This is a genomic window from Frigoribacterium sp. Leaf164 (assembly GCF_001423665.1).
In the GTDB taxonomy this organism is placed as follows: domain Bacteria; phylum Actinomycetota; class Actinomycetes; order Actinomycetales; family Microbacteriaceae; genus Frigoribacterium; species Frigoribacterium endophyticum.
This window is the reverse complement of the sequence record NZ_LMOX01000001.1, coordinates 834,384-851,262: the sequence shown is the minus strand read 5'-3', so window position 1 is coordinate 851,262 and position 16,879 is coordinate 834,384. Positions and strand designations below refer to the sequence as shown.

The 16,879-nt window shown below is 74.1% G+C and carries 13 protein-coding genes; 2 read left to right on the top strand and 11 right to left on the bottom strand.

Annotation, left to right across the window (positions count from 1 at the left end; genetic code table 11):
- Positions 1-17 precede the first annotated feature (17 nt).
- The gene (gene ftsY / locus ASF82_RS03820; protein WP_056053569.1) at positions 18-887 is read right to left on the bottom strand and encodes a signal recognition particle-docking protein FtsY; all 870 of its coding nucleotides are present in this window, start codon (positions 885-887) and stop codon (positions 18-20) included.
- Positions 888-1,079: 192 nt separating this feature from the next.
- Here ftsY and ASF82_RS03815 point away from each other — a divergent pair, with 192 nt between their 5' ends.
- Both ASF82_RS03815 and ASF82_RS03810 read left to right on the top strand, forming a co-directional pair.
- A complete protein-coding gene (locus ASF82_RS03815) occupies positions 1,080-2,090 on the top strand; it encodes a TerC family protein (RefSeq protein ID WP_056053566.1) in 1,011 nt (336 codons plus the stop codon).
- 72 nt (positions 2,091-2,162) lie between these two features.
- The gene (locus tag ASF82_RS03810) at positions 2,163-2,744 is read left to right on the top strand and encodes a histidine phosphatase family protein (protein WP_056053564.1); all 582 of its coding nucleotides are present in this window, start codon (positions 2,163-2,165) and stop codon (positions 2,742-2,744) included.
- A gap of 111 nt (positions 2,745-2,855) precedes the next feature.
- Here the strand turns inward: ASF82_RS03810 and smc are convergent, their stop codons facing one another.
- From smc to ASF82_RS03760, 10 genes are all read right to left on the bottom strand, one after another.
- Positions 2,856-6,557 (bottom strand): chromosome segregation protein SMC, encoded by a 3,702-nt coding sequence (gene smc, locus ASF82_RS03805; RefSeq protein WP_056053561.1) that lies wholly within the window; start codon positions 6,555-6,557, stop codon positions 2,856-2,858.
- A gap of 118 nt (positions 6,558-6,675) precedes the next feature.
- Entirely contained in the window at positions 6,676-7,662 is a 987-nt protein-coding gene (gene mutM, locus ASF82_RS03800; protein WP_056053558.1) for a bifunctional DNA-formamidopyrimidine glycosylase/DNA-(apurinic or apyrimidinic site) lyase, read from the bottom strand.
- Positions 7,663-7,665: 3 nt separating this feature from the next.
- Complete coding sequence (gene rnc / locus ASF82_RS03795; protein WP_056053555.1) at positions 7,666-8,364, bottom strand: ribonuclease III; 699 nt, start codon at positions 8,362-8,364, stop codon at positions 7,666-7,668.
- 64 nt (positions 8,365-8,428) lie between these two features.
- A complete protein-coding gene (gene rpmF / locus ASF82_RS03790; RefSeq protein ID WP_043593937.1) occupies positions 8,429-8,632 on the bottom strand; it encodes a 50S ribosomal protein L32 in 204 nt (67 codons plus the stop codon).
- Between the two features lie 82 nt (positions 8,633-8,714).
- A complete protein-coding gene (locus tag ASF82_RS03785; protein WP_307803297.1) occupies positions 8,715-9,302 on the bottom strand; it encodes a DUF177 domain-containing protein in 588 nt (195 codons plus the stop codon).
- An 11-nt stretch (positions 9,303-9,313) separates the two neighbouring features.
- Entirely contained in the window at positions 9,314-11,524 is a 2,211-nt protein-coding gene (locus ASF82_RS03780) for a DUF3488 and transglutaminase-like domain-containing protein (protein WP_056053552.1), read from the bottom strand.
- Between the two features lie 52 nt (positions 11,525-11,576).
- Positions 11,577-12,860 (bottom strand): DUF58 domain-containing protein, encoded by a 1,284-nt coding sequence (locus tag ASF82_RS03775; protein WP_056053548.1) that lies wholly within the window; start codon positions 12,858-12,860, stop codon positions 11,577-11,579.
- Positions 12,861-12,877: 17 nt separating this feature from the next.
- Positions 12,878-13,909: a MoxR family ATPase gene (locus tag ASF82_RS03770; protein WP_056053545.1), complete on the bottom strand. Its 1,032-nt coding sequence runs from the start codon at positions 13,907-13,909 to the stop codon at positions 12,878-12,880.
- A gap of 93 nt (positions 13,910-14,002) precedes the next feature.
- Complete coding sequence (coaD, locus tag ASF82_RS03765) at positions 14,003-14,485, bottom strand: pantetheine-phosphate adenylyltransferase (RefSeq protein ID WP_056053542.1); 483 nt, start codon at positions 14,483-14,485, stop codon at positions 14,003-14,005.
- A 111-nt stretch (positions 14,486-14,596) separates the two neighbouring features.
- The gene (locus ASF82_RS03760) at positions 14,597-16,822 is read right to left on the bottom strand and encodes an ATP-dependent DNA helicase RecG (protein WP_056053539.1); all 2,226 of its coding nucleotides are present in this window, start codon (positions 16,820-16,822) and stop codon (positions 14,597-14,599) included.
- Positions 16,823-16,879: the final 57 nt, after the last annotated feature.

Sequence of the window (16,879 nt, the reverse complement as noted above, 5' to 3'; positions counted from 1 at the left end):
GCCCGGCCGGGCACCGGTCAGCCGATGAGGTTCTGCACGAAGACGTGCGGCGTGAAGCCGGTGAGGTCGCCGATGCCTTCGCCCTGCCCGACGAGCTTGATCGGGATGCCGGTCTGCTCCTGCACGGCGAGGACGAACCCGCCGCGGGCCGAGCCGTCGAGCTTCGTCAGCACCAGGCCGGTCACGCCCGCGTGCTCGATGAAGGCCTGCGCCTGGGCGAGGCCGTTCTGGCCCGTCGTCGCGTCGAGCACGAGCAGCACCTCGGCGATCTCGGTCTGCTTCTCGACGACCCGCTTGATCTTCGAGAGCTCGTCCATCAGGCCCGACTTCGTCTGCAGGCGCCCCGCGGTGTCGATCAGGACGATCTCGACGCCGGTGCGCATCGCGTACTCGACGGTCTGGAACGCGACCGAGGCTGGATCCTGGCCCGGCTGCTGGGGGCGGACGATCTGCGCGCCCGCGCGCTCGGCCCAGGTGGCGACCTGCTCGACGGCGGCGGCGCGGAACGTGTCGGCCGCGCCGACCACGACCGACCGGTCGTAGTTGCGGAGGAACTTCGCGAACTTGCCGATCGTCGTGGTCTTGCCGACGCCGTTGACGCCGACCATCAGCACGACGGCCGGCCGGGCGCTGAGCTTGAGGGTGGAGTCGAGGGCCGAGAGGCGCTCCTCCAGCGTCTCGCGGAGCATGCGCTTGAGGTCGGCCGGGTCGGTCGTCGAGTAGCGCTGCACCTTCTCGCGCAGGTCGTCGATGACCTGCTCGGTGACGTCGGGGCCGAAGTCGGCGCCGATCAGCGCCTCCTCCAGGTCGTCCCACGTGGTCTCGTCGATCGTCTTCTTCGCGAACATGCCACGGAGGGCACCGGAGAGGGACCAGGGGGAAGCCATGCGCTCAGCCTATTCGCAGTCGGCCGCGGACCGACCTGCTGCTAGTGTCGAGACGTTGAAGGGGAGTATTCCGTTCACGGTGCGTCGTCAGTACGGAAGAGCCCAGTCTCGACCCGGTGCATCGGCTCGATCATCTGACGATCGAGTGGAAGAGACCTTCAGTACACATTCATGCGTACTGAAGGGAACTGCATGGACGTCTCACTCGTCACCTGGATCATCACGATCGCCGGAATCCTCGGGCTCCTCGTCTTCGACTTCTACAGCCACGTGCGCACGCCGCACGAGCCCACCATCCGCGAGTCGGCCATCTGGTCCGCCGTCTACATCGGCATCGCGATCCTGTTCGGCGTGGGCGTCGGCATCTTCTCGAACTGGACGTTCGGCGGTGAGTACTTCGCGGGCTACATCACAGAGAAGGCCCTGTCGGTCGACAACCTCTTCGTCTTCCTGATCATCATGACGGCGTTCGCCGTCCCGCGGATCTACCAGCAGAAGGTCCTGCTCGTCGGCATCGCGATCGCGCTGATCTCGCGCGGCCTCTTCATCGCCGCCGGCGTCGCGATCATCGACAACTTCTCGTGGGTCTTCTACCTGTTCGGCCTCCTCCTCTTCTGGCTCGCCTACAGCCAGGTCAAGGGCGGAGAAGACGAGGGCGACCAGGCCGACAGCAAGCTCATCCGCTTCCTGCGCCGCATCATCCCCACCTCCCCCGACTACGTCGAGGACCGCCTCACCACCAAGATCGACGGCAAGCGCCTCTTCACCCCGCTCTTCCTGGTGATGGTCGCGATCGGCCTCACCGACGTGCTCTTCGCGCTCGACTCGATCCCGGCGATCTTCGGCCTCACGCAGGAGGCGTACATCGTCTTCACCGCGAACGCCTTCTCGCTGCTCGGCCTCCGCCAGCTGTACTTCCTGATCTCGGGCCTGCTCGAGCGCCTCGTGTACCTGGCCCAGGGCCTCGCGGTCATCCTCGCGTTCATCGGCGTGAAGCTCCTCTTCCACGCTCTGCACGTGAACGAGGTACCGTTCATCAACGGCGGTCAGCCGGTCGAGTGGGTCCCCGAGATCCCGATCTGGTTCTCCCTCAGCTTCATCCTCGCGACGATCGCCGTCGCCACGGTCCTCAGTCTCGCCAAGGTGCGTCGAGACGGGAAGCGCGAGGTCGTGGTGCCGGTGAAGGAGCCCAGCGACAGCTGATCGCCGTCACTCCGCCGCCGCCCCACGAGGGCGGCGGCGCACCGGCCCTCGATCGAACAGGAACACCCGCTCATGCGACTCGAACTCATCCGCCACGGCCAGACCGACTGGAACAGCCAGGACAAGCTCCAGGGCTCGTCCGACGTCCCGCTCAACGAGACCGGTCGAGGCCAGGCCCGCGAGGCCGCACGGCTGCTCTCGGGCGAGCCGTGGTCGGCGATCGTGTCGTCGCCGCTCGGTCGGGCCCGCGAGACGGCGCAGATCATCGCGTCCGAGCTCGGGATCGAGCTCGGCGACGCGTACGACGAGCTGATCGAGCGCGACTACGCCTCGCGGGAGGGCCAGGTGCCGGACTCGCCCATCCCCGACGAGCCGAACGAGTCGTACCCCGACATCGAGCCCCGTGAGTCGGTGGCGGCCCGCGGCCTCGGTGCCCTCGAGATGATCCGCGACACGCGCCTCCCCCTCGACGGCCCCGACGCGAGCATCGTCGTCGTCTGCCACGGCACGATCATCCGCTTCACCCTGTCGGCGATCATGGGCAGCGAGGCGCCCCACATCGAGAACGCCGCCGCCAACACCGTCGAGTGGGACGGCGAGTCGTGGAAGGTGCTCACCGTCAACGGGGCGCTGCACGAGGCCGACGCCGACTGACCGGACGACGGGCTCTCCGTCTCGAGACGACCCGCGCCTCCCCCGCTCCTCCGCGAGCCCGGGAGGCGCGGGTCGTCTCGTCGTCGGGGGCCCGGCCCCCGAGGGGGTCGGTCAGCCGACCTGCTCGGCTGCGACCCGCTGGCCGACGACGGCGCTCACACCGTCCTGGCGCATCGACACCCCGTAGAGGGCGTCGGCGATCTCCATCGTGCGCTTCTGGTGCGTGATGACGATGAGCTGGCTGGACTCGCGGAGGTCCTGGAAGATCGTCAGGAGGCGGCCGAGGTTCGCGTCGTCGAGGGCGGCCTCGACCTCGTCCATGATGTAGAACGGGCTCGGCCGGGCCTTGAAGATCGCGATGAGCAGCGCGACCGCCGCGAGCGAGCGCTCGCCTCCGCTGAGCAACGAGAGCCGCTCGATCTTCTTGCCGGCGGGGCGCACGGTCACCTCGATGCCCGTGCCGAGGAGGTCGTCGGGGTCGGTCAGGGTCAGCGAGCCGCTGCCCCCCGGGAAGAGCACCGGGAACACCCGGTCGAACGCCGCGCTCGTGTCGGCGAACGCGCTCGCGAAGACCGTCTGCATCTTCGCGTCGATCTCGTCGATGATCGTCAGCAGGTCGCGTCGGGTCGCCGTGAGGTCGGTCAGCTGGTCGGCGAGGAACGCGTGCCGCTGCTCGAGGGCGGAGAACTCCTCCAGGGCGAGCGGGTTGACACGGCCGAGCCGGGCCAGCTTCGCCTCGGCCGCGGCGAGGCGCCGCGTCTGTGCCTCACGGTCGTAGGGCGTGCTCGGGACCTCGTCGGGAGCGTCGTCGCTGGCGTCGGCGTCGGGATCGAGGTCGGCCACCCGCGCCGTGGCCAGCGCGGCGTCGTCGGGTACCGGCACGTCGGGCCCGTACTCGGCCACGAGGACCTCCTCGGAGAGCCCCAGCTCGGACGCGGCCCGCTCGAGCAGCTGACCGACGTGCAGCTTCTTCTCGTAGATCTCCATCTCGAGGCCGTGCACGTGCTCGGTGACGGAGCTCAGTCGCTCCCGCAGGGCCCGCTCGTCCCGCCGGAGCGCCACGAGCTCCTCGTTCTGCTCCGCGCGGGCGGCCTCCCGGGCGGCCAGGTCGGTGCGGGCCTCGCCCAGCGAGCGAGCGACGGAGTCGACGACCAGGGGCAGGGCGTCGAGCACCGCCGAGGTCGTCGCCATCTGCTGCTGCCGGAGCACCGTGCGCCGCGCCTGCTCCTCGGCGGCGGCCGCCTGCTGCCGACGCCGCCGCTCGAGCCCCTCCGCCCTCGCCACCTCGGTGCGCACCCGCTCGCGGACGGTCTCCAGGCGGACGCGGGCCTCGACCTCGGTGCCCCGCGCACGCTCGACCTCGGCGACGACGTCGTCCCGCCCCGACGCGTCGAGGACGGGGCGCGGACGGGCGGCGTGCTCGTCGTGGGCCGCGACGGCCTCCGTCACCCGCGCCTCCGCCCGCTGCACGGACGACTCGGCGTCGCCGAGCGCGCCGCGGAGGCGCTCCACCTCGGCCTCGGCCGCCTCGACCCGGGCGCGCACGCGGTCGAGCCGCTGCTCCTGGGCCGCGAGGGCCTGCTCCTGCGCCCGCGCCGCGGCGGCGGCCTGCCGCACAGCCGCGGCGGCCTCGCGGAGGGCCGTGCGGGCGGCCGCCAGCTGGTCGGCGGCCTCGTCGTGCTCGCGGGCGAGGTCGTCGACGGCGGCGCCGACGCCGACGAGCCGCTCGGCGGCCTCGTCGCGGTCGGCGACGAGCTCGAGGCGCGAACGCTCGCCGCCCGACCCGCCGCGGAGGACCCAGTCGGTGAGGACCTCACCGGAGCGCGTGATGACCGTCACGGGGAGGGGGTGCTCCGTCAGGGCCGCCCACGCGCGGCGGGCGGCGTCGAGGTCGACGGCGAGCACGGTGCTCGCCAACAGGCCGAGCACGCCCTCGGGGCCCGTCACGACCGAGACGGCGGCGACGGCCCCCTCGGGCAGGGCGACGGCCAGGTCGACGCGCGAGCGGGCGGGCTCGGCGACGACGACCTCGACGCGGCCGAGGGCCTCGTCGGCCGCGTGCGCGACCGCGTCCAGGGCCGCGGCGGAGTCGTCGGCCAGCACTCCGTCCACGACGCTGCCGAGGGCCGCGGCGACCGCGACCTCCCACCCTTCGTCGACCTGGACGTGCTCGGCGACGAGGCCCCGGACCCCGGGCCGGCCGGCGGCGACCAGAGTCGACGAGCCGTCGCCCTGGTCGAGGGCCATGGCCAGCGCGGCCCGGCGGGCGGCGAGGGCGTCGCGCTCGCGCTCGGCGGCGTGACGTCGGTCGCGCAGGTCGTCGACCCGCGCCTCCTGCTCGGCGACGCGGGACTCGAGCTCGGCGACGCGTCGCTCGGCCTCGTCGCGCACCGCGGCGTGGTCGACGGGACCGGGAGCCGCGGGACCCCCTCCCCCTTCGGCGGCGGCGACGGAGACGGAGACAGAGGCGGCGACGGGGTCGGGGTCGGAAGCGGGGTCGGCGTCGGACGCCGAGCGCTCGAGCTCCGCCTGCTCCGCCCGGCCCGCGGCGAGGCGCTGCTCGGCCGCCTCGAGCGCGGCCCCCTGGCGGAGCAGCTCGCCGCGGACGGCGGCGAGACCGGACCGCGCGGCGTCGGCCGCGCCCCGGAGCCGCGAGAGCTCGAGGTCGTGCCGCGCGACCTCGGCGCTGCGCGCCGCGATCTGCTCGTCGAGGGCGTCGAGCCGCGACCGGGCCGCCGCGACGTCGGCGCCCGCGCGGGCGACGGCCGCCTCCGCCTCGGCGACGCCGCCCTGCAGCCGGACGGCCTCCTCGCGCGCGTCGGCGACCATGCCCGCGCTGACGGTCGTCTCGACGGCCGGCTGGTCGCTCTGCTGGGCGAGCAGCTGGAGGCGCTGCTGGGCCAGGCTGGTGAGGCTGCGCAGGCGTTCATGCACGGACTCGAGCCCGAACGCGACGCGGCGGGCCTGATCGACGGCGTCGCCGATCATCGCCTGCTCGAGCCGGTGCTCGCGCGCCTTGGCCTGGTCGAGCTGCTCCTGGAGGACGTGCCGCTCGGCGCGCCGCTCGGACTCGGTGCGGCCCTGGCGCGCGAGCACGTCGCGGAGGCCGACGACCTCGTCGGCGACGAGCCGGGCTCGGACGTCGCGCACCACCGCGGCGATGGTCTGGGCCTCCCGCGCGACCGCGGCCTGCCTGCCCAGGGGCTTGAGCTGTCGCCGCAGCTCGCCGGCGAGGTCGCTCAGCCTCGTTAGGTTGGCCTGCATGGCGTCGAGCTTGCGGAGGGTCTTCTCCTTGCGGCGCCGGTGCTTCAAGATGCCCGCGGCCTCCTCGACGAAGCCCCGGCGCTCCTCCGGGGTGGCGTGCAGCACCGCGTCGAGCTGGCCCTGGCCGACGATGACGTGCATCTCGCGCCCGAGCCCGGAGTCGCTGAGCAGCTCCTGCACGTCGAGGAGCCGACAGCCCTCGCCGTTGATCGCGTACTCGCTGCCGCCCGAGCGGAAGAGCGTGCGGCTGATCGTCACCTCGGCGTAGTCGATCGGCAGGGCTCCGTCGGAGTTGTCGATGGTGAGCACGACCTGGGCCCGGCCGAGCGGCCCCCGGGTCGAGGTGCCGGCGAAGATGACGTCCTCCATCTTTCCGCCGCGGAGGTTCTTGGCGCCTTGCTCGCCCATGACCCAGGCGAGCGCGTCGACGACGTTGCTCTTGCCCGAGCCGTTGGGGCCGACGACGCAGGTGACGCCGGGCTCGAAGGCGAAGGTGGTCGGCGACGCGAACGACTTGAAGCCCTTGAGGGTGAGGCTCTTCAGGTGCACCCGGGGACCCCCTTCGTCTCGCGCGTCACGGAACGGGACGGCCGACGACGACCGGGGCCCGTGCCTCCCAGGATAGGTGCGGCCACCGACGACGCCGGGACCGACACCGGCCCGCCCCTCAGGCCCCGTGCACCCGCTGGCACCGGGGGCAGAAGTGGCTCGAGCGGTTCATGAACGCCGCACGCTCGATCGGGGTGCCGCAGCGCGGGCAGGGCTTGCCCTGCTGGCCGTAGGCCGCCAGGCTGTGGCTGAAGTAGCCCGACTGCCCGTTGACGTTGACGTACTGCGCGTCGAAGCTCGTGCCTCCCTCGCGCAGGGCGCGGAGCAGCACCGTTCGCACCTCGGCGAGCAGCGTCCGGGCACGGGCCCGGGTCAGGCTCTCGGTGGGCTGCTCGGGGTGCACGCGCGCCGCCCAGAGGCTCTCGTCGGCGTAGATGTTGCCCACGCCGCTCAGCAGGCCCTGGTCGAGCAGGGCCCGCTTGACGCCGGTGCGCCGGGCGAGCAGCCGCGTCAGCACCCGCCCCTCGTCGAAGGCCGGGTCGAGCGGGTCGCGCGCGATGTGCGAGACCTGCTGCGGAACGCGGAGCTCCCAGGAGGCGCGGGTCGGGTCGGCGGGCCGGCCGTCCGCCGCGCTCGGCAGCGGCCCGGAGCCGAGCAGCTCGGCACCGGCCCAGCCCGCGGGCGCCCCGTCGAGCGTGGGGACGGTCTCGTCGAGGGCCATGGAGCCGAAGATGCGCTGGTCGACGAAGGCGAGGCGCAGCGGCCCGTGCGCGGGGCTCTCGACGTCGAGCCGCACCCGCATCAGGCGGTCGGGCTCGGCGTCGCGCTCGCGCAGCAGCACCTGGCCGCTCATGCCGAGGTGCGCCACCAGCGCCAGCGGCTGGTCGTGCACGGCGGCGGGCTCGAACGGGAACCAGAGGAACTTGCCCCGGCGCACCGCCGCGTCGAACGTGCCGCCCACGAGGCGGTCGACGAAGTCGTCGGAGGGGCCGCGGTGCCGCTTCAGCGACCGGTCGTCGAGCACCTCGACGTCGGTGACGACGGCGCCGGCGACCACCGGCGCGAGGCCGGCGCGGACGACCTCGACCTCGGGGAGCTCCGGCACGGGTCAGCGAGCCCCGGCGCTGAGCCGGGTCCACGCGTCGAGCGCGGCGGCCATCTCGGCCTGCTTCTTGCTGCTGCCGTGGCCCGTCGCGACGTCGTCGGCGCCGAGCCGGACGATGGCGTGGAACCGCTTGTCGTGGTCGGGCCCGCTGTCGGTGAGGTGGTACGACGGGGCGCCGAGGCCGAGCGAGGCCGCCAGTTCTTGCAGGCTCGTCTTCGGGTCCATCGCCGCGCCGAAGCGGTCGGGGTCGACGAGCAGGGGAGCGACGAGGCGCAGCACGAACTCCGTCGCCGCGTCGGCGCCGGCGTCGAGGTACGTCGCCCCGATGATCGCCTCGACGGTGTCGGCGAGGATCGAGTGCTTCTCGCGGCCGCCGGTGAGCTCTTCGCCCCGGCCGAGCCGCAGGTGGCGGCCGAGGTCGATGTTGCGGGCCACCTCGGCCAGCGCGACCGTGCTGACGAGGCTCGCGCGCCGCTTGGCGAGCTCCCCCTCGTCGAGGTCGGGGTTCTCGGTGAACAGCATGACCGTCACGGCCTGGCCGAGGATCGAGTCGCCGAGGAACTCGAGGCGCTCGTTGTTGCCGATGCCGCCGTGCTCGTACGCGTACGAGCGGTGCGTCAGGGCGAGGTCGATCAGCTCGTCGCTGACGTCGATCTGCAGGCGTGACAGAAGATCAGCCCGGTCGGCGCTGGCGCTCGACACGGGCTGATCCCTGGTGGACGTCACTTCGAGACCTCGAAGACGGACGTGGTCACGCTCGACGTGCTCAGACGTCGGCGACCTTGCGGCCCTTGTACTCCATGTACAGGGCGGTGCCGGCGCTGTCTTCCACGACCTTGGCGCGGTGCGGGAGGCTGTAGGTGACCTTGCCGTTCTCGATGGTCTTCACGAGCTGCACGGGAGTGGCCTTCCACTGCGAGCGGCGGGCGTGCGTGTTGGAGCGGGACTGCTTCCTCTTGGGAACGGCCATGAGGTTCTCTTCTCTGTTGCGGCGCCCTCGCGGGTGCCTGGTCTGTCGTGGTGGTGACGCGCGTGGTGCTGACGCGGTGGTGCTAGTGCTGCTCGCCCTGCTCGCCGCGGTCGTGGTGACCCGGGCTCGCTGGCTCGCCGTCGGCAGGTGCCGATTCAGCCTGGAACCCCGCGAGGGCCGACCACCGGGGATCGACGTTCTCATGAGGCGTGTAGTCGGGGATGTCCTCGATACGTTCACCCGTCACCGGGTCGAGTCCAGGGCAATCCGGCCGACACACCGGCTGGAAGGGCAGTGACAGAACCACTGCGTCTCTCACCACGGGTTCAAGATCCACGTGATCGTCTTGAACCTGATAGTCGAAAGCTTCGTCGACAGCGTACGCGAAAAGCTCCGCGAAATCGACTTCGACGGGCTGCTCGATGGCGCGCAGGCACCGGCTGCACTCGCCGGTGGCCGTCGAGGAGACGTGCCCGGAGGCGAGGATGCCGTCGTGCAGGCCCTCGAGGCGCACGTCGAGCTCGAGGGCTGCACCGGTCGCGACCGCGACCGGGCCCTCGCCGAGCTTCTCGGGCACCGTGACGTCGACGGTGTGCTCGCGCATCTCGCCTGCGCGGTGCAGCAGGTCGTACACCGTCAGCGTGTAGGGGGTGGGGGTGAAGTGAGGCACGAGGGGAGAGTTTACGCTCTGCGCGGCCGACGCGCGCCCGTGCTCGCCCACAGCGAGCGCGGCGCGAGGAGCGCCGCGGCGCGGCGTCGGGGCGTCGAGGAGGCGCGGAGGGCGTCGACGACGCGACGCGCGTCCCTGCCCACGTCGGCCTCCGCGGGCCGGCCGGCGAACCGCTCGGTCGTCAGGGCGGTCACCACGCGGTCGAGCGCGGCCCGCGACTCCTCGGAGCCGTGCCGGCGCCGCCCGCCGAGCCCGCCGCCCAGGTGGGCGGCCAGGAGCGCGGCCGCCGCCCCCGGCGTCGCCGAGCGCGGGACGTCGAGGCGCAGGTCGTCGGCGGTGTCGAGCACCTCCTGCCAGGCCCGGAGCGCGGCGTCGGGAGGCTCGGCGGCCAACCGCCGACGTCGACGGCCGGCCCGCAGGCCGGAGGGGACGACGAGCGCCAGCACGAGGAGCACGAGGAGCGCGGCCAGGCCGCCCGGGACGGCCACCGCGGCGTTGCCGGACGACCCCGCCGCCCGGGCGGGGTCGCTGGGGGTGGCGCTGGCCGCGTCGGGGCCGGTGGTCGCGGGCGCCTCCGCCGTGGGGGTCGGCGAGGCCTCGGCGGGATCGCTGGGCGCCGCGGTGGGCTCGACGCCGGTCTCCTGCAGGAACGACTGGGGGCGGCCGAGCCCGACGGTCGGCTCGAACGGCACCCAGCCGAGGCCCTGGAAGTAGAGCTCGGGCCAGGTGTGCAGGTCGTCGCTGCTGACCGTGCGCTCCTGGTCGTCGGCGAAGCCGGTGGACTCCCCCGGCAGGAAGCCGACCGCCACGCGGGACGGGATGCCCAGGGTGCGGGCCATCACGGCCATCGCCGAGGCGAAGTGCACGCAGTAGCCGCTCCGCACGCGCAGGAACGTCTCGACGGCGTCCAGGCCGCTGCCGTCGTAGCCCTGGTCGACCGGGGTCTCCTCCGAGTAGGTGAAGTCGCCGTCGCGGAACCAGTCCTGGAGGGCGACGGCCGCGTCGAAGGGGTTCGCGGCGTCGGCCGTCACCGCGGCCGCCTGCTCGCTGACGGTCGCGGGCACCCCGTCGACGGCGAGGTAGGGGGCCATGTCGGCCGGCGCGTCGCCGAGGGTCGCGACCACCTCGTCCTCGGTGGGGTCGACGGGGCGGCTGCGCACGGTGTACTCGAGCCCCTGCGTGCTCTCGTCGTCGCTCCGCACCGTCACGCCCGACTCGTCGACGACCGACCAGCCGTCGTCGATGCCGGTGATCTCGGTCGGCGGCACGGGCACCGGGAGGTACGGGCTGCGGAGCACGCCGATGGTCACCCGCGTCTCGACCGCCCGCCGGGTGGTGTCGGCGTCGACCCCGGGCGCCTCGGGCAGGACGTCGACGGTGGCGTCGGGGTCGAGCTCGACGTCGGCGGGGCTCCAGCTGCGACCCGAGAAGTCGACGAGGTCGACGAGCTTGAGGTACGTGCCCTGCTCGTCCGACGAGCGGTAGGTGAGGACGCTCACGGGCGCGCCGCGGCGGAGGTCGTCGCCGAGGTCGATGATCGGGTTGACGCCGGTGGCGAGGCCCGTGCCGGACGCGACGCCGGTGAGCGGCGAGACGCCCCCGAGGGGCACGAGGCTCGTCACCAGGCCCGCGACGGCCACCGCGGCGACGGCCCCGACGGCCCCGGCCGGGGTCGGCCGGCGCCCCGACGAGACCATGAGGAGCAGGAGGTAGAGCAGCACGGCCGCGACGACCCAGGGCCACCGGGTCTCGGCCGTCGGCACGAACGCCGGCACGGCGAGGACGACCGCCGGGAAGAGGCCCGTCGCGCCGGGGAGGCGACCGACCGAGGCGAGCAGGTCGACGAGGAGCGAGACGACGAGCACCGCGCCCACGACGGTCGCGAGCACGCCGTCGTCGACCGGCACCGGGGCGGTGCCGTCGGAGATCGTGAGGGCCGCCTGGTCGCTGAGGTCGCGCACCCGCTGCAGGGTCGCGGCGGTCGGCACGACGCCGAGCACGGCGGTGCCGCCCGAGACGACCGCCGTGGCGGTCGCGGTGCCGGCCAGCAGCCCGACGAGCCAGGCCAGCCACGGCGAGCCGCGGAGCGAGCGGACGAGGCCGGAGGCGCCGAGCACGACGGCGGAGACGCCCGCCCCCGCGAACCACCAGCCGGCACCGAGGAAGAGCGACGAGAGGCTGGCGAGCGAGACGACGAGCACGAGCCAGACGAGGGCGACCACGGGCCAGCGAGCGCCCTCGGCCTCGCCCCCGGTACGCCGGGACCGCCGCGGCTCAGCCACGGAGCAGCCCGCCTCGACGCACGGCGTCGCCGACCCGCTCGGTCGGGGTGGCCTCCACGACGCGCCAGCCCGCCTCGCGGAGCGACGCAGCGACGGCCTCGGGCGACAGGACGGCGGTGGGCTCCGTCGACGAGGAGCCGGCCCCGCCGCCCACGGCGGTGAAGCTGAGCGTCGGCGAGACCACGAGCGCGACGGCCGTCGACCCGGCCGCGCGGGAGCGGCCCAGCTGGTCGAGCTCGGCGCGGGTGAGGCCCGAGACGACCGCCGTGACGGGCTCCCGGGCCGCCGGCGGCGGCGCGAGGGAGTCGCTGGCGTCGTCGAGCTGGAGGTCGGCCAGGGCGTCGAGCCACGCGCCGGTGGCGTCGGGGTCGTGGCGCGCCACGAGGCTGCCCCCCGGCGTGCCGAGCACGGCGACGGAGCCCGCGTGGCCCCACTCGACCCCGAGGGTCGCGACGACCGACAGCGCCCACTCGAAGGCGTCGCTGCGGGCGACGTCGGCCCCCGTCGCGTCGGCGCTCGCGGCGCCCGACGCGGAGACGGAGTCCGACCAGCCGGCCGACCCGAGCGCCAGCACGAGGCGGGCGCTCGGCAGCCCGTGCTGCTCCTCCTGCCGGACCATGAGGTCGCCGTGGCGGGCCGTGGCCTTCCAGTGCACGCGGCGCAGCGGGTCGCCGCGGCGGTACTCGCGGGTGATCGGGTCGTCCTCGCCGCCGGAGAGGCTGTGCTCGCGCTGGCGCCGGGCGCCGTCGCCCAGCGACCTCGACTCGCGCGCGAGGCCGAGGTCGACGGCCTCGGGCACGACGACGAACTCTGCGGTGCCGGGCGCCACGACGCGGCGGCGGGCCACGCCGAACGACTCGACGAGCTCGACGTGGAGCGGGCCGACGCGGTGCCGCCCCCGGCTCAGCTCCGGGTGGCGGAAGGTCACGGTGGAGGTGCGCCCCGGCTCGAGCGTGACGGGCACGGCCGCCGAGCGGCGGGCGCGGCCCCACGGCACCTCGTCGCGCAGGGCGGCCTGCTGGGGGCGCCCGGAGCGGGGCGTCACCGTCAGGGTCTCGACCGCCGACCAGCCCGCCACGCCTCGCGAGGGAGTGAACCGGCGGCCGACGACGACGTCGACCCCGCGGACGAGCAGGGACAGGACGACGGCGACCACGAGGGCCACGAGCGCCACGCCGGCGAAGACGAGGGGCGGCGACTCGAGGAGCGCGCCCGCGACGGCGAGCAGCAGCCCCGCGCCCACCACGACCGCGCCGCGCCGCGTCGGCGTGGGCACTCCCCCGCGCGCCACGGTCAGCGTCGGCCGGCCGTGTCGCCGAGCGGCACGTCGGTCGAGGCGACGACGTCGGCCACCACGTCGTACGCCGCCGACACCGCGCCGGCCCCGGCGCGCCCGGCGAGGATGATGCGGTGGCCGAGCACGGGCCCGCTCATCGCGTCGACGTCGTCGGGCACCACGAAGCCGCGGCCGTTGAGCGCCGCCCACGACTTGGCGGCCCGCATGAGCTGGAGCGTCGCACGGGGGCTCGCGCCGAGCCGCACATCGGGGTGGCGACGCGTCGCCTGGACGACGTCGACGGCGTACCGCTCGACCGGCTCGGCCGTGTAGACCGTCCGCACCGCCGCGATCATGCGGCGCAGCTCGTCGAGCGACACGAGGGGCCGCACCTTCTCGAGCGGGCTGACGCGCTCGCGCTGCTGCAGCATGCGCAGCTCGCTCTCGGTGTCGGGGTAGCCGAGCGAGATGCGGGCCATGAACCGGTCGCGCTGCGCCTCCGGCAGCGAGTACGTGCCCTCCATCTCGACCGGGTTCTGGGTCGCGACGACGAGGAAGGGGTCGGGCAGCGGGTGCGTGACCCCGTCGACCGTGACCTGCCGCTCCTCGAGGCTCTCGAGCAGCGCGGACTGCGTCTTCGGGGAGGCGCGGTTGATCTCGTCGCCGATCACCACGTTGGCGAAGACGGGGCCGGGCGTGAACTCGAAGCCCCCGCGGTCGCGGTCGTAGATCGAGACGCCCGTGATGTCGCTCGGCAGCAGGTCGGGGGTGAACTGGATGCGCGTGACCCGGGCGTCGACGGCCTTGGCGAGCGCGCGGGCGAGCTGGGTCTTGCCGACGCCGGGGACGTCCTCGATGAGGAGGTGCCCCTCGGCGAGCAGGACGGTGAGGGCCGTGCCGATCGCGCCGTCCTTGCCGTCGATGACCGTGGCCACCGCCTCCATGATCCGGCGCGCGGCGGCCTGCACCTCGGGCAGGGGCATGACGTCGAGGTCGCCGTCGCCCCGCAGGGCACGGTCGGACGGTCGGGTGTCGCTGGTCGTGCTCATGGTCTCTCCCGGAGGGCGTCGGGCGGGCGTGCGGGGTGGTCGGGTCGCACGGGAGGACGGGCCGGGGGCCGGCGACGCTGCCGTGCGGGTGGGTCAGGTGGCCGCGAGGTACTCGGCGACGCTGGCGGGGACGTACGGGGCGACGTCGCCGCCGAGGGCCGCGACCTGGCGCACCAGCGAGCTCGACACGTGGGCGTGGGCGGGGTCGGGCAGCATGAAGACCGTCTCGACGCCGGCGAGGCTGCGGTTCATGATCGCCATCGGGGTCTCGTAGGCCACGTCGACCTGCGACCGGATGCCCTTGACGAGCACGGAGGCGCCGACCTCGGTGCAGTAGTCGACCAGCAGGCCGACGCTCCAGCTGTGCACGGTCACCGACGGCGGGAGGCCCGCCTCGCGGAGCGACCGCTCGAGCAGCGAGACGCGCTTCGGCAGCGGCAGCAGCGCCGACTTGTCGGGGTTGTGGACCACGAGCACGTGCACCTCGTCGAAGACGTGGGCGGCCCGGGCGATCACGTCGACGTGACCCAGGGTGACCGGGTCGAACGACCCCGGGACGACGGCGATCCTGTTCATCCGCACACCCTAGCCCGTGCAGATGTCGCTCCCGGGGGCCTTCCGGCGAACTCGGAGCGACGTCGGCCGGGGCCCGACGTGGCCGGTCGGCGGACGGGGACGGCCGCCCGGTCAGTTCTTCGCGAGGTACTCGCGGTCGGCGTCGTCGAGGCGGCGGGCGATGGCGGCGGCCAGGGCCGGGTGCCCCGACAGCGCGGCGTCGCCCTTGAGCGCCTCCGCGGCGTGCTCGCGCGCGGTCGTGATCAGGTCGCCGTCGGTCGCGACCCGCAGCAGGCGGAGAGACGACCGGCCGCCCGACTGCAGGCTGCCGAGCACGTCGCCCTCCCGCCGCAGCTCGAGGTCGACCTGGGCGAGCTCGAACCCGTCGAGCGTGGCGGCGACCGCCTCGATGCGCTCGCGGGCGACCGTGTCGGGGGCCGCGTGCGTCACGAGGAGGCAGAGGCCCGGGTGCCCGCCGCGCCCGACGCGGCCGCGGAGCTGGTGCAGCTGCGACACCCCGAAGCGGTCGGCGTCGAGCACCACCATCGTCGACGCGTTCGGCACGTCGACGCCGACCTCGATGACGGTCGTCGCGATGAGCACGTCGATCAGGCCGGCGGCGAAGCGCTGCATCACGTCGTCCTTCTCGTCGGCCGACATGCGGCCGTGGAGGGGCTCGACGCGGGCGCCCGCGAGCACGGGCAGCGACCGGGCGAGGGCGAGCACGCCCTCGACGCTCGCACGCTCGGGGGCGGGCACGTCGCCGTCGGGAGCGCCCTCGGAGGTGCCCTCCGGTGCGTCGTCGACCGGCGCCTCCTCGCCGGCCTCGACGCTGGCCGCGTCGATGGCGGGGCAGACGACGAAGACCTGGCGGCCCTTCGCGACCTCCTCCGCCGAGCGCTGCCAGACGCGGTCGCGCCAGCCGGGCCGGTCGGCCAGCGGCACGACGAACGACTCGATCGGCTGACGGCCCGCGGGCAGCTCGGTGATGGTCGAGACGTCGAGGTCGCCGAAGACCGTCATCGCCACCGTGCGCGGGATGGGCGTGGCCGTCAGGACGAGCACGTGCGGCGGCGTGCGGCCCTTCTGCCGCAGGGCCTCGCGCTGCTCGACGCCGAAGCGGTGCTGCTCGTCGACGACGACGAGGCCGAGGTCGTAGAACCCCACGGCCTCGCTGAGGAGGGCGTGCGTGCCGACGACGAGGTGCGACTGCCCGCTGACGATCGACAGCAGCGCGCGCTTCTTCTCGGCGGTCGACATCTGCCCGGTGAGCAGGGTGGGCCGTAGCCGCGCCGCGAGGTCGGGGCCGAGCGAGCGCACCACCGAGCGGAGGTGCTGGGCGGCGAGCACCTCGGTCGGCGCGAGGAGGGCCGACTGGCCGCCGCTCTCAGCGACCGCGATCATCGCGCGGAGCGCCACGAGGGTCTTGCCCGACCCGACCTCCCCCTGCACGAGGCGGTTCATCGGCACGTCGCCCTCGAGGTCACGGCTGATCTCGGAGCCGACGAGCACCTGGTCGGCCGTGCGCTCGAAGGGCAGCGCGGCGTCGAAGCGCGCGAGCAGGCCGTCCGGCCCGGCCACGCGCGGCGTCGCGGGGGCGGTGCGCAGCAGGGCACGCTGCTGCAGCAGGGCGGCCTGGAGCACGAAGGCCTCCTGGAAGCGCAGCGCGTCGCGGCCACGCAGATGGTCTCGGTCCTTCTCAGGCCGGTGGACGAGCTCGTACGCGTCGCGCAGCGACACGAGCTCGAGCTCGGCCCGCACCGCGGCCGGCACCGGGTCGTCGATCGGCGGGAGCGTGTCGAGCACCAGCTCGACCGAGCGCTGCACCTGCCAGGAGGCGACGGAGGCGCTGGCCGGGTAGAGGGGGATCGGCTGCTTCGCCCAGGCCTGCGCCTCGGCGTCGCCGACGCCCGCCACGGCCTCGTGCGACGCGTCGAAGAGCTCGTAGTCGGGGTGCGCCAGCTGGCGGAGGCCCCGGTAGTCGCCGACCTTGCCCGCGAAGATGCCCCGGGCCCCGGGCACGAGGTCTTTCGCGCGCCACGCCTGGTTGAAGAACGTGAGGGTCAGGATGCCCTGGCCGTCACCGATGCGCACCTCGAGGATCGAGCCGCGCCGCGCCCGCATCGTGCGCTCCCGGACGTCGAGCACCTGAGCGACGATCGTCACCGACTCGCCGAGCGGCAGCTGGTCGAGCGCGGTCAGCTCGCCGCGCCGGGCGTAGCGCCGCGGGTAGTGCGAGAGCAGGTCGCCGACCGTGCGGAGGCCGAAGGCCTTCTGCATCGCCTGCGCCGTCCGACCGCCGAGGGCACCGGCGAGCGAGGCGTCGAGGGGCGACGCGTCGAGCGGGGAGTCGGGCACCCCACCACGCTAGCGCCCGCCCCCGACAGCGTCGGAGCGACGAGTCGGAGCGTGACG

Bases quoted from the DNA above. Each gene is read 5' to 3' on its own strand.
- ftsY (WP_056053569.1), bottom strand. From the start codon at position 887: ATGGCTTCCCCCTGGTCCCTCTCCGGTGCCCTCCGTGGCATGTTCGCG.
- ASF82_RS03815 (WP_056053566.1), top strand. From the start codon at position 1,080: ATGGACGTCTCACTCGTCACCTGGATCATCACGATCGCCGGAATCCTC.
- ASF82_RS03810 (WP_056053564.1), top strand. From the start codon at position 2,163: ATGCGACTCGAACTCATCCGCCACGGCCAGACCGACTGGAACAGCCAG.
- rpmF (WP_043593937.1), bottom strand. From the start codon at position 8,632: ATGGCCGTTCCCAAGAGGAAGCAGTCCCGCTCCAACACGCACGCCCGC.
- ASF82_RS03770 (WP_056053545.1), bottom strand. From the start codon at position 13,909: ATGAGCACGACCAGCGACACCCGACCGTCCGACCGTGCCCTGCGGGGC.
- coaD (WP_056053542.1), bottom strand. From the start codon at position 14,485: ATGAACAGGATCGCCGTCGTCCCGGGGTCGTTCGACCCGGTCACCCTG.